Genomic DNA, 13,710 nt, shown 5'->3' on the forward strand with positions numbered 1-13,710 from the left:
TTACCGCCTCCCGCGCTCAATAATCTCCTCCAGCACCCGCGCCACCCCTGCCTGCCAGTGCGGCAGGGTCAAACCAAAAACCGCTTGCAGGCGGCGCGTGTCCAGCCGCGAGTTGAGCGGGCGGCGGGCGGCTGCGGGGTATTGGCTGGAGGCGATGGGCTGCACGCCGCCGGCAGCGGTTTTGACGCCCTGCGGCCTGGCCTGCCGGGCCAGGGCCAGCACGTATTGCGCGTAGTCAAACCAGCTGGCTTCGCCCGCTGCCGTCAGGTGATACAGCCCGGCCTTGGCGGGCTGCTGAAGGGTTTGCGAGATGGCGTGGGCCGTCACGTCGGCGATCAGCTCGGCGCCGGTGGGCGCGCCTTTTTGGTCGTCAATGACGGTCAGGCGCTCGCGCGTGGCGGCCAGCCGCAGCATGGTTTTGATGAAGTTGTCGCCATGCGCGGCATACACCCAGCTGGTGCGGAAGGTGAGATGCGCGCAGCCGCTGGCGGCAATGGCCTGCTCGCCTGCCAGCTTGGTGGCGCCATAAACGTTCAGCGGCCCGGTGGCGTCGCTTTCCTGCCAGGGGGCGCTGCCGCTGCCGTCAAACACGTAATCGGTGCTGTAGTGCACCAGCAGCGCGCCGCTGGCGGCGGCTTCGCGGGCCAGGGCGGCGGGCGCTTCGGTGTTGATGAGGCGGGCCAGCTGCGGCTCGCTTTCGGCCTTGTCCACGGCCGTGTAGGCGGCAGCATTCACGATGACTTGCGGCTTTGCGGCGCGCACGGCAGCGGCCAGCCCTTGCGGGTCTGCCAGATCGCCGCCTGCGTCCTTGCGCTCCAGCGCCACGATTTCGCCCAGCGGGGCCAGGGCGCGCTGCAATTGCCAGCCGACCTGGCCGTTTTTGCCCAGCAGCAGAATTTTCATGAGGCCGCTCCCGTGCGTGCGTCTGCGCCTTCATGGCCGCCTTCATGGCCGTATTGGGCGGCCACCCATTCGCGGTAGGCGCCGCTTTGCACGCCTTGCACCCATTCGGGGTTGTCCAGATACCAGCGCACGGTTTTGCGAATGCCGCTGTCAAAGGTTTCGGCGGGCCGCCAGCCCAGCTCGCGCTCGATCTTGCGCGCGTCAATGGCGTAGCGGCGGTCATGGCCGGGGCGGTCTTGCACGTGGGTGATTTGCGCGCGGTAGCTGCGGCCGTCGGGGCGCGGGCGCATTTCGTCGAGCAAATCGCAAATGGTGTGCACGATGGCCAGATTGGTTTTCTCGTTCCAGCCGCCCACGTTGTAGGTTTCGCCCGCGCGGCCCGCCTGCAGCACGCGGCAGATGGCGCTGCAATGGTCTTTCACGTAGAGCCAGTCGCGCACTTGCTGGCCGTCGCCATACACGGGCAGCGGCTTGCCCGCCAGGGCATTGACGATCATCAGCGGAATGAGCTTTTCCGGAAAGTGATACGGCCCGTAGTTGTTGCTGCAATGGGTGGTCAGCACCGGCAGCCCGTAGGTGTGATGCCAGGCGCGCGCCAGGTGGTCGCTGGCGGCCTTGCTGGCGCTGTAGGGGCTGTTGGGTTCGCAGGCGTGCTTTTCGGTGAAGGCGGGCGCATCGGGCGCGAGCGTGCCGTACACCTCGTCGGTGGAAACGTGCAAAAAGCGGAAAGCCGCCTTGTCCGCCTCATCCAGCGTCAGCCAGTAGGCGCGGGCCGCTTCGAGCAGGCCAAAGGTGCCGACGATGTTGGTGGCGATGAAGTCTTGCGCGCCGTGAATGGAGCGGTCCACATGGCTTTCGGCGGCAAAGTGCACGATGGCGCGCGGGCGGCGTTCGGCCAGCAGGCGGGCCACCAGGGCGCTGTCGCCAATGTCGCCCTGCACGAAAACGTGGCGTGCATCGCCTTGCAGGCTGGCCAGATTGGCCAGATTGCCCGCGTAGGTGAGCTTGTCAAGGTTGAGCACAGGCTCGTTGCCGGCGGCCAGCCAGTCGAGCACGAAATTGCTGCCGATGAAACCGGCCCCGCCGGTGACAAGAATCATGGGAAGTCGCTTTCCTGAAACGAAAAGCCCGGCGCCATGCCGGCAGCCGGACGGGCGCGGATTATTTCACGCAGCCTGCGCGCGCCAGCCAAGCGTCTTGTTCAGAAAGAGGAGCAAATTTAACGGCCGGAAAACGGCCCCTGCGCAATTTCCACTAGGACCTCATGCTATTGATAAAGGAGCAAAAACAAGCTATCCGCCGGATGTGGCCTGGGGTTCGGCAGGCGTTTCGTCCTTGCGTTCTTCCTTGCGCTCGATCTGCTGCACGACGGGGTCGCTCCAGCTGCCGGTGATGCGGAATTCGCGCATGGCGGCGCGCGAGAGGGGCTTGCGCAAGGCGAGCTGGGCGATGAAGGCGATGGCGCCGGCGGCAGGATTGACGAAGGCGGTGGCCAGGGCGGCGTTGCCGGCGTCGATTTCGGGCATGACCAGGGCGGTGAGGTCTTGCGTTTCGCGGGCGATGTCGGCGCTGCCTTGCATGAGCACGGTGGCGTTGGCGCTGCTGATGCGCAAGTTGGTGGTGCGGGCCACACCGGCGGCCACGCTGACGTCGGCGCTGGCCTGGTCAAAGGCGAAACCGGCGCTGAACAGGTCGCGGAAATCCAGCGTGAGGCGGCGCGGCAGCGCTTGCAGGCTGAGCACGCCCAGCAGCTTGGCCGCGCCGGGGTCGGCTTTGAGGAATTGGCCCTCACCCATGTCCAGCCGCAGGTGGCCGCCCAGGCTGGGGTAGTGGGGGGCGGCGGGCGAGCCGCTCCAGTAAAGCTGGCCGGTGATTTGGCCTTTGCCGCCGCGCAGGGTGTCGGGCATGCCCAGGCGTGCGAGCAGATGGCCTGCGTTGGCCGCCTCGAGCGTGAAGTCCAGCCTGGTGCGGCGCGCACCCCCTTTGGCGGGGGCGGCCCAGGAGCCGTGGGCGTTCAAGGTGGCGTCGGGGTTTTGCAGGCGCAAGGTGTTGAGCTGCCACTGGCCTTCGGCGGCGTTTCCGGACGCGTGATGGACGGCGCGGATGTCCAGCTGGCCCAGGTTTTTGCCGTGCAGGCGCATGTCTTGCACACTGATGTCGAGCGCGGGAATGCGCGAGAGGGTTTGGGCGGGCGCTTCGCCGCTGGCGGTTTCTTCGGTTTTTTCGGCTTCTTCGGTTTTTTCGGCTTCTTCGGGTTTTTCGGCGCTGGCCGTGGCCGCTTCTTCTGGCGGCGCTGCATCAGGCTCGGGCCAGTGCAGGCGCTCCAGCCGGGCGCGCAGCAGGCCCGCGTCTTGGCCTTGCGCGGGGCGGTATTCGATTTGGCCTGCCAGTTCGTCGGCATGGACTTTGGCGCTCCAGCGGCTGCCCTGGCGGGCGGCGTCGGCCTGCACGGCGTGCAGGGTGCGGCGGCCGATGAGGAGCTGGCGCGCGCGCAGGTGCGCGCGGTCGGGCATGTAGCTGCTGGAGGTGCTGGAGGCGGGGGCCGCCTGGGCGTCGCTGGCGCCGGGGAAGATGGCATCCAGCGCGTCTTGCCATTCGGCGGCGGGCAGGGCGTCCAGCGCGGCATGGGCGGTCACGCCGCTGGCGGGCAGGGCGGCGGCGCTGGCGGCATGCACGCTGGTCTCGCCCAATGCCAGTGCGCCGCGCAGCACGCGGCCGCCCTGGCTGGCGCTTTGCTGCTCATATTCGGCGCGAAAGCGTTTGCCCGCACGGATGGTCAGGCGCTGCAAGCCGCCGGGCAGGGCGCGCCGTTCGTAGAGCAGGGGCCAGGCATCGGCGGCGGGCTTGTCCAGCGGGGCGGGCAGCTTGAATGAGAGGCCGCGCAGATCGCTTGTCACCGTCACGTCAGGCTCGCCGTCGGCAAAGCCCAGCGCCACTTCATAGCTGGCGCTGCCGCTGGCGCGCGTGGCCAGGCCCGGCACGCCGCTCCAGTTTTTCATCAGGCGCAGGCCCTCGGCGCTGGCGGTGCCGCTGGCGCTGATGCGCACGCTGTGGGCGGGGGGGCCATCGGCTGCGTTGCCTGCTGTTGCGCTGGCTGCTTTGCCAGCCGCCACGCTGCCGCCGCTGATGCGCACGGGGCCGCCCAGCGCTTGCGCGTGCGTGTCATGCAGGGCAAAGCCTTGTTCGTTGAAGCTCACGCGCCCTTGCGCCTGGGTCAGCGGCGGCGCGTTGGGGCTGAAGCGGATGGCGTTGCCCGCCAGGGTGACTTCACCGCTGGCTTTGGATTTTTCAATGTGCTCGATGGGCAGGTTCAGCGAGAGCGCCAGACGCGCCTTGCCGTCGGCTTCGGCCTCGTCCAGCGCGTGCTGCGTGAAGCCTGCCACGGGCGAAGCGCGCACGATGCCCAGCGCGGCGGCCAGATCGCCCTGGCCCTGGGCCTTGACTTGCACCACGGCGCGGGCCATGTCGTCAATGCGGGCGGCAATCTGGTCAAAGCGCCAGCCGGGGTGGCCTTGCACGTCGGCGCTGGCGTTTTCCACGCGCATGCCGTTGCCTTCAAAAATGAGCTGGCCCGCCAGGTTTTTCAGCGGCGGCCAGGCGGGTTGGCCTTCGGGCTGGAGGCTGCGGGGCACGTAGGCCATGAGCACGTTTTTCACGCGGCCCGCAAAGCGGAACTGGCCGCGCTGGCCGGGTTCGTCAAACGGGACATGGCGCAAGTCGCCCTGAATGGCCACGTCCACATCTTGCGCCAGCCCTTCGCGCACGGCGTCGCGCACGTAGTGGCGCGCTTGTGGCGGAATGACCAGCGGCAAGTAGCGGTGTACGCGCGCGCCATTGGCGCGGGCAAAGCGCCCTTTCAAGTCGAGCACGCCGGGAAAGCGCGGCTGACCCGCCGCTTCGTCGCCGGTGTGCCAGCGGACGGCAAAGCGGCCGGTGGCGTCGGCGCTGTCCACGTCAATGCTGTCGGCCTGCACGCTGATGCGGCGGCCTTGCACTTGCCAGTGCGCCTTTGTTTTGAGCTGGCCCAGGGCAATGCGCGGCTCTTCAAACACGCCGGGGAAGGTGAGGCCGCCACGGGCGATGAGCACTTCGGCCGTGCCGCCTTGGGCGCTGGCGTCCACATCCAGCGTGGCGCCGTCCAGCCCTGGCGTGCCGGAAGCGGCATCGGCGCCGATGGACAAGGCGCTGGCGCGGAGCTTGAGGCTCCAGTCGGCAATGGCGGGGGCGTCTGCCGTGGCGGCTTCGGCGGGCGGCGCGTTGCGCCAGGCGGCGTTCAGGCTGTCCACCTGGCCCTGGATGGTGTGCGCGCGCAAGTGCTGGTGCGCCGCTTCGCCCAAGGGCAAAGCGGCGGCCAGGCGGGCCAGGGCGGCCAAATCGAGCTTGTCGGCGCGCAGCTGGCCGCCGGTTTTTTCCAGCTTCAGGCTGAAGTTGCCGCCGGGCCAGACTGCGCCGCTGGCGTCTTCAAATTGCAGGTTTTCCGTGCGCAGGGAGATGCCGCTGCCGGCCCATTGCCAGTGCGCGCGGCCTGCCAGCGAGCGCAAGGCCAGCGGCGGCAGGCGCGGCGCCAGCACGGCGGAAACGCTGGCCAGCGACACATCCAGCGTGACTTCGGCCTGCCGCCCTTCGCGCACGCTGGCCCAGGCGCGCAGCGCGCCCCGGCCTTCGCGCAGTTCCACGCCCAGATCGCCCGCATGGGCATAGCGGCGCAGCTGCGCCACGTCCACGCGCGGGAAATCGGCATAGGCCTGCCCGCTCCACTGCCGCCACTGCCCGGCGTGCAAAGACAGCAGCGGCTGGCGGAAATACCCCACCAGCGTGAAGCGCTCGCCCCACTCCTTTTGCGGCGTGGCTTGCAGCTGCATGACGTGGCTGCGGCGGCCATTGCGAAACAGCAGGCTCACGTCGGTCAGGGTGACGGGCGGCGCGGCGCGCGTTTCGTCCTCCCATCGCACCTGGCCGCCTTGCAGCAGCAGCTCCGGCTGCGAGAAAAACCAGTCGGCAAGCCGCGTGTCAGCGCTGGCGTCGCCCGAAGCATCCAGCCCGGCCACCAGCAGGCGGCCATCGGCACGGCGGCGCAGCTGCACCTGGGCGCCGTCTATCACCAGCTGCTCAAAGCCCAGGCGCCAGAGCGAGCGCACGGAAAAAGCGGCCAGCACGCGCGGCACTTTCAGCCCGGCTTCGCCGTCCGCGCCATCCGCGCTGTTTTCGCCTTCCAGCGCATTCGGGCGCACCGTCACGCCGTGCAGGGTGATGACGGGAATCAGCCCGTTGGAAACCGCCTCGATGCGCTCGGCCGTCACCCTTGCCCCCATCGCGCGCGAGGCCAGGCGCTCCAGCCGTGGGCGCAAATCGTCGATACGCGGCACAATGAACCAGTGCAAAAAGCCCCACGCCACCGATGACAGCAGCACCAGCGACACCAGCAGCCACAGCAGCACTTTCAGCAGGCGGGCGGCAAGTCGGAAAAATGAATCAAGCAAAGTGGGGCACCCAGGCTGGCATCGAAGCCAAAAATTATGACTTGCCCCCAGACGCCAGCCCTTGATTTGCCAGATCCTGATTTGCCCGCCCTTGATTTTTCCGAGCATCTGGTCTCTGCCTGCCAAGGCTGCGAGCAGCCGCAAGCCTGCGGCCTGACGCCCCCCGCCTCCCCGCCCCCCGCGCCGCCCGCCGAATCCGGTTTTTTTGACGGCCTGGCCGCCCACTCGCGCCTGGTGCAGCGCCTGCGCCGCCGCTACGCAGGCGAGCTGCCCCTGCTGGCGCCCGGCGCGCCCGATCGCGCCAGCATGGCCGCCGCCTTTGCCGCGCTGCGCGGGCAGGGGCATGACACGGGCGCGGCCTTGCGCATCACGCGCCAACTGGTCGTCGAGCGCCTGGCCGTGCTGGACTGCGAGCAGCAGGCCCCGCTGGAAGTGGTCACGCGCGCCATGACCGGGCTGGCCGAATTCGCGCTGGACGAAGCCTGCCGCCACGCCTTCGCCGCGCTGGACGAGCGCCACGGCGCGCCGCTGAACGGGCGCGGCCAGCGCGTGCCCTTCTGGGTGATGGGCATGGGCAAGCTGGGCGCGCGCGAGCTGAACGTCTCCAGCGACATCGACCTCATCTACCTGCATGAAAGCGACGGCGACACTGCAGGCCGCGCAGACGGGCGCGGCAGCGTCAGCATGCAGGAATACTTCACCCGCGTGGCCCGCCAGATACACGCGCTGGTCGGCGAAGTCACCGAACACGGCTTTGTCTTTCGCATCGACCTGGCCTTGCGCCCCAACGGCAAAAGCGGCCCTGCCGTTTGCGCGCTGGACACCCTGGCGCAGTACATGCACGTGCAAGGCCGCGAATGGGAACGGCTGGCCTGGCTCAAAAGCCGCGTGGTTGCGCCGCAAGGCATCACGCCCGAAGCCGCGCGGGCGCTGCGCGGCGTGGTGCTGCCCTTTGTCTTTCGCAAATACCTGGACTACAACGTCTTTGAAGCCTTGCGCGCGCTGCATCGCCAAATTCGCGAACAGGCCAGCAAGCGCAGTGCGGGCCGCCCCGGCGGCGCGTGCGACGTGAAACTCTCGCGCGGCGGCATCCGCGAAATCGAATTCATCGTGCAACTGCTGCAAGTGGTGCGCGGCGGCCAGTTTCCCGAACTGCGCACGCGCGCCACCTTGCAAGCCCTGCCGCGCCTGGCGCGCGCCGCGCTCATGCCCGAAGACCGCGCACAGGCGCTGGCTGCCGCCTACACCTTTTTGCGCCGCGTGGAACACCGCATCCAGTATCTGGACGACCAGCAAACCCACCTGCTGCCCACGGCCGATGCCGACCTCGACTGGCTGGCGCGCAGCATGGGCTACGCGCAAACCGGCGCGCTGCTGGACGACTTGCAAGCCCACCGCGAAGTCGTTGCGCACGAATTCGACAGCCTGCTCGGCGGCAGCCAGGCGCGCCGCCCATGCGACAAATGCCGCGCCGCCCAGCCTGAACAAACCGCAGCGCCCCATGCCGCGCACCCTGACGCCAGCCGCAACGCCCCCCAGCTGGAAACCGCGCCGCCCGGCCTTCAGGAGCTGCTCCAGCACTTTCCCCCCGCCGCGCAGCAGCGCCTGCAAGCCTGGGCCACCCACCCGCGCGTGCAGGCCCTGCGCGAACAGGCGCACGCCCGCCTCATGCACCTGCTGCGCCGCAGCGCCGCCTGGCTGGCCGAAGGCCGCATCAGCGAAGAAGCCGTGCTGCGCATGGCCGACTGGCTGGAGCCGCTCTTGCGCCGCGAAAGCTACCTGGCCCTGCTCATGGAGCGCCCCGCCGTGCACGAACGCCTGCTGCGCGTGCTGGGCGCCGCCCGCTGGCCCGCCCGCTACGTGCGCCAGCACCCCGGCGTCATCGACGAACTCGCCAGCCCCGGCCTCATGCAGCAGCGCTTTGACGCCGCCGCCTTCGAGCAAACCCTGCACGAGCGCCTGGCCGCCCTGGCCAGCACAGGCGAAGACGACGAAGAAACCCTGCTTGACTTGCTGCGCCGCGCCCACCACGCCGAAGTCTTCCGCACCCTCGCGCGCGACGTGGAAGGCGCGCTCACCGTCGAACAAGTCGCCGACGACCTCTCCGCCCTGGCCGATGCCACCTTGCGCGTGGCCATCCAGTGGTGCTGGGCGCGCTACCGCAAACGCCACCGCAGCCAGCCCGCGCTGGGCGTCATCGGCTACGGCAAGCTCGGCGGCAAAGAACTGGGCTACGGCAGCGACCTCGACCTTGTTTTCGTCTTTGACGACGACAACCCCGCCGCCCCCGATATCTATTCAGGCTTTGCCCGCAAGCTCATCACCTGGTTCACCACCCGCACCGGCGAAGGCGACCTCTTTGAAATCGACACCGCCCTGCGCCCCAACGGCAACAGCGGCCTGCTCGTCACCAGCTTCGCCGCCTACGCCAGCTACCAGCAGCAACGCGGCAGCAACACCGCCTGGACCTGGGAACACCAGGCCATGACCCGCGCCCGCTACGTCTGCGGCCTGCCCCAGCTCGCCCCGCGCTTTGACGCCGTGCGCCACGCCGTCATCACCGCCGAACGCAACCGGCCCGCCCTGCGCGACGAAATCGCCGCCATGCGCCACAAAATGCGCGCCGCCCACGCCACGCCGCCCGGCGTGTTCGACATCAAACAAAGCGCCGGCGGCATGATCGACGCCGAATTCAGCGTGCAATACCTCGTGCTCGCCCACGCCCGCCAGCACCCGCAGCTCGAACCCAACCTCGGCAACATCGCCCTGCTGCAACGCGCCGAAGCCGCCGCCTTGCTGCCCGCCGGCGCAGGCCAGGCCGCCGCCAACGCCTACCGCGCCTTGCGCCACGCCCAGCACATCGCCCGCCTCAACGAAGCCGGCAACCATTTCAACGAACCCGCCTTCGCCAGCGAACGCGCCGCCATCCAGGCCGTATGGCAGCACCTTTTCGGCTGAGCGCAAAGCCGCGCCCTCGTTCCCTCCCTCAGTTATGAACAGACAAACTCTGGGATGACTCTGGCCCTATCAAGCCTTTCAGCAGTTCATGTAAGCGAGCGGGCAACAGCACGTCACTGCCATTCATTGATTATCAGTCGCTGAGCCTCAATATCAATCAGCAAGACTTCACTTCAGAGTTGTGGCAGCCCTGTCCTTGTATTAAGCACAAAACTATATAACCAATCGAATTCCTAGCAAACGCCTGGCACTCCCTGCGAATCCAGATATTAATTACTTCAGCCGAATAAGACATCAGATTATCTTCACAACCAGAATTAACCTGTGCACCAACTCAGTGCAATCCGGAGGCCACCGCGAAATACCAATCAGAAAAGAAAAAGCCGCCCAAAGGCGGCTTTTTCAAAGCTGACACAGCTTCAAGCTGTCTTCATCATCAGAAGTTGTGGCGCAGACCGACACCGTAGTTATTGGTGCTATCGAGGCGCAGGTAGTCTGCATACAGGAATGTGCGCTTGGACAGAGCGTACTTAGCTTCGACTACAGCGTTGGTGTATTTCTTGTACTTCACAGTGGAGTCATAAGCGTTTTGATGCTTTGTATCGCGTGCAACATCAAGGGCCACGCTCACATTGTCAAACTTGACCAAGCCGCCAATCGTAAACCCGCTGCGACGATTCACGCCAAGCACGTTTCCTGCATCATCCGCGACCTCATGATTGCGAGCGTCGTTATAACTTGCCGCCAGAGTAAACATGCCAAAATCATATTTAGCCCCTAACGCATAATTAGCCTTTTCCTTGCTAACTTTATTATATGAGAAACCAACACCCAACGGCCCATTGGCATAAATCAGGTTGGCATCAATCTTATGATTCTTACCATTGAGGTGATAATCACCCTTCGTAACAAAACCAATCTCACCGCTAAAGCCTCCAAAAACTGGTGTCTTGTAGCTAAATTGGCTATTATTGCGCGCAGAACTACGACCAACAAAGCCATATGTATTACCGACCACAGAATAACCAGGAGCTCCAAGCAGCTCCCACACCTCCATACCATTATAGCTGGGCGTAAACGCACGTCCCATCTTAAATTGACCGAAGCCTCCTTCTACCCACACATTAGCTTGGCGCCCATAACCACTAATAGCGGCACCATTTTCTGCATTAATAGATTGCTCATAATTAAAACCAACCTTAAGGCCTCCGCCCAGATCCTCTACACCGCGAAAGCCAATCCGACTTGCACCATTGTTTACAATGGCATTGCCATGCATTTGAGTTTTAACATTCGGACGCTTTACGCCCAATGTCGCAGGGTTGTAATCAACGCGACCAACACCAAGATCAACAACGCCATACAGCGTCACAGAAGATTGGGCCATAACGGCACCGGAAGCGGCCAGCACAGCCAACGCAATCAGGGATTTTTTCATTGCAAATTCTCCAAGGTTAAACACATAAGGCGCAGGCCAAGCGAAGCACTAGCATCCGCGTTGATTTGGACCCAGCCAACCCCCCGCACGGGAAGCCATATGTATTGGGCCAGACTCTCGTGAAAACTGCAAAGCAAATGATGCGTTTCGCCTCCCGCTTGTTGCAATCTAACGACAGTGAAAGCGATTTTCGCCTTCGTCATCTGCCAAAAAACAACAATCACACAACCTCAAGCGGTACCGCCCACCGTCATTTGCTCAATGCGCAGCGTGGGCTGGCCCACGCCCACAGGCACGCTTTGTCCTTGTTTGCCACAAGTGCCAACACCCGCATCCAAGCGCATATCATTTCCTATCATGGAAATCCTCTGAAGCACTTGCGGCCCATTGCCAATCAGCGTAGCCCCTTTGACGGGGTAGAGAATTTTTCCGTTTTCTACCCAGAAAGCTTCGCTGGTTGAAAAAACGAAATTTCCGCTAGTCACATCCACTTGCCCTCCAGCAAAGTTCAGGGCGTACAAGCCCTTTTTAATACTGGAAATCACCTCTTCCGGCGCGCAATCGCCATTTGCCATATAAGTGTTAGTCATTCTCGGCATAGGCAGATGGGCATAGCTCTGCCTTCGGCCATTGCCCGTCAAAGCTTGCTTCATGAGACGCGCATTCTGGGCGTCTTGCATGTACCCTTTTAGAACGCCATTTTCGATGAGCAGAGTGGCTTGCGTTGGATTGCCTTCATCATCCACATTCAGGCTGCCGCGCCGCCCTGATATAGTGCCATCATCCCAAACAGTCACGCCTCGGGCCGCAACTCTTTCGCCAATCCGGCCCGCGAAGACACTGGCCCCTTTGCGATTGAAGTCCCCTTCCAATCCATGTCCCACTGCTTCATGCAACAAAATTCCAGGCCAGCCAGGCCCCAACACCACGGTCATTTCACCAGCAGGAGCAGATCTAGCTTCCAGATTTGTCAGGGCTGCTCGAGTAGCTCGAGCCACATAGGTGTCAAGCTGATCTTCTGAAAAATATTCCAATCCGCTTCTGGCACCGCCACCCGCCGACCCCACTTCGCGTCGACCGTTTTGCTCCGCGATGACCGTCAAGGAACAATGAACCAATGGCCTGACATCAGCAACTACGGCTCCATCCAATCGCGCAATGAGCACAATCTCCCACTCAGAGGACAGGCTAGCCATTACCTGCACGATACGCGGATCCACCGCTCTCGCCTTCCTGTCTACTTGTTCCAGCAAGGCAGCCTTCTGAAGACTGTTAAGGGAAAGCAGGGGATTGGCTTCGCCATACAAACGGCCTTTTTGCGTACATCCCGCCTTGATACCAATTGACTTTGAAGGAGTCTGAGCTGTGCGCGCCATTATCCGCACAGTTTTAGCCGCATTCATCACAGCAAGCTTGGACAGGCTATCAGAATATGCAAAAGCAGTTTTCTCACCAGATACTGCCCGCACGCCCACTCCTTGACTGATACTAAATCCCCCCGTCTTGATGCTCCCCTCGTCAAACCCCCAGTTCTCAGCGCACGAATATTGGAGAAAAATATCCGCATCATCAACGCATCGAGATCCAATTAAATTCAAGGCATCTTTGAGGCTTTGCCATGTCAAGTCATCTTGAGCCAACAAATAGCGCTCCGCCAAATCAAGAGAAGATTCACCATGAACAAGTCTCACTTCCTAATCCCCAAATAAAAAAAGCACCCATTCGGGTGCTTTTCAATCAATGAGCCTGACGATGTCCTACTTTCGCACGGGAGTCCGCACTATCATCGGCGCTAAGGTGTTTCACTGTCCTGTTCGGGATGGGAAGGAGTGGATCCGCCTTGCTATGGTCATCAAGCTTTAACTTTTTGCAATAAAGAACGCTCAGAATGTTCGCATGATTCAAGCGCACTCATTGTCAATCCATAGAATTCTATCAGCATTCAATCATGACTGCACGCATCCGGCTCTTTCTTGATGTTTCATTGAGCATCAAAGTTATAGGGTCAAGCCTCACGAGCAATTAGTACTGGTTAGCTTAATGCATTGCTGCACTTCCACACCCAGCCTATCAACGTCCTGGTCTTGAACGACTCTTCAGGGGGATCAATCCCCGGCAGATCTCATCTTGAAACGAGTTTCCCGCTTAGATGCTTTCAGCGGTTATCTCTTCCGCACATAGCTACCCTGCAATGCCACTGGCGTGACAACAGGTACACCAGAGGTGCGTCCACTCCGGTCCTCTCGTACTAGGAGCAGGCTTCCTCAAATCTGCAACGCCCACGGAAGATAGGGACCAAACTGTCTCACGACGTTTTAAACCCAGCTCACGTACCTCTTTAAATGGCGAACAGCCATACCCTTGGGACCGACTACAGCCCCAGGATGAGATGAGCCGACATCGAGGTGCCAAACACCGCCGTCGATATGAACTCTTGGGCGGTATCAGCCTGTTATCCCCAGAGTACCTTTTATCCGTTGAGCGATGGCCCTTCCATACAGAACCACCGGATCACTATGTCCTGCTTTCGCACCTGCTCGACTTGTCAGTCTCGCAGTTAAGCACGCTTGCGCCATTGCACTATCGTCACGATGTCCGACCGTAACTAGCGTACCTTCGAACTCCTCCGTTACGCTTTGGGAGGAGACCGCCCCAGTCAAACTGCCTACCATGCACTGTTCCCCGTCCTGATTCAAGGACGCAGGTTAGAACCTCAAACACACCAGGGTGGTATTTCAACAGCGGCTCCGTAGCAACTGGCGTCACCACTTCAAAGCCTCCCACCTATCCTACACAGATCTGTTCAAAGTCCAATACAAAGCTACAGTAAAGGTTCATGGGGTCTTTCCGTCTATCCGCGGGGAGATTGCATCATCACAAACATTTCAACTTCGCTGAGTCTCAGGAGGAGACAGTGTGGCCATCGTTACG

General features: G+C 62.9%; 6 protein-coding genes and 2 rRNA genes (1 of these 8 running past the window's edge). 1 reads left to right on the forward strand and 7 read right to left on the reverse strand.

The genetic code is table 11. From position 1 onward, the window contains the following. The 3 genes from rfbD to C1720_RS03965 form a co-directional block, all read right to left on the reverse strand. Complete coding sequence (gene rfbD, locus C1720_RS03955; RefSeq protein ID WP_102283314.1) at positions 1-903, reverse strand: dTDP-4-dehydrorhamnose reductase; 903 nt, start codon at positions 901-903, stop codon at positions 1-3. Next, a complete protein-coding gene (rfbB, locus tag C1720_RS03960) occupies positions 900-2,003 on the reverse strand; it encodes a dTDP-glucose 4,6-dehydratase (protein WP_102283315.1) in 1,104 nt (367 codons plus the stop codon). The genes rfbD and rfbB overlap by 4 nt, the downstream gene beginning before the upstream one ends. Positions 2,004-2,195: 192 nt before the next feature. Continuing rightward, positions 2,196-6,383: a YhdP family protein gene (locus tag C1720_RS03965; protein WP_158241624.1), complete on the reverse strand. Its 4,188-nt coding sequence runs from the start codon at positions 6,381-6,383 to the stop codon at positions 2,196-2,198. A gap of 36 nt (positions 6,384-6,419) precedes the next feature. Between C1720_RS03965 and glnE the strand changes: the two genes are divergently transcribed. Beyond that, entirely contained in the window at positions 6,420-9,341 is a 2,922-nt protein-coding gene (glnE, locus tag C1720_RS03970) for a bifunctional [glutamate--ammonia ligase]-adenylyl-L-tyrosine phosphorylase/[glutamate--ammonia-ligase] adenylyltransferase (protein ID WP_102284488.1), read from the forward strand. Between the two features lie 436 nt (positions 9,342-9,777). Here glnE and C1720_RS03975 read toward each other — a convergent pair whose 3' ends face one another. From C1720_RS03975 to C1720_RS03995, 4 genes are all read right to left on the reverse strand, one after another. Beyond that, positions 9,778-10,779: a porin gene (locus tag C1720_RS03975; protein ID WP_082203190.1), complete on the reverse strand. Its 1,002-nt coding sequence runs from the start codon at positions 10,777-10,779 to the stop codon at positions 9,778-9,780. 230 nt (positions 10,780-11,009) lie between these two features. Continuing rightward, entirely contained in the window at positions 11,010-12,470 is a 1,461-nt protein-coding gene (tldD, locus tag C1720_RS03985; protein WP_102283318.1) for a metalloprotease TldD, read from the reverse strand. A 53-nt stretch (positions 12,471-12,523) separates the two neighbouring features. Continuing rightward, a 5S ribosomal RNA gene (gene rrf, locus C1720_RS03990) occupies positions 12,524-12,636 on the reverse strand. A 144-nt stretch (positions 12,637-12,780) separates the two neighbouring features. Beyond that, a 23S ribosomal RNA gene (locus tag C1720_RS03995) occupies positions 12,781-13,710 on the reverse strand (it continues 1,944 nt past the right edge of the window).

Source organism: Ottowia massiliensis (assembly GCF_900240305.1).
Classification (GTDB): Bacteria; Pseudomonadota; Gammaproteobacteria; order Burkholderiales; family Burkholderiaceae_C; genus Ottowia; species Ottowia massiliensis.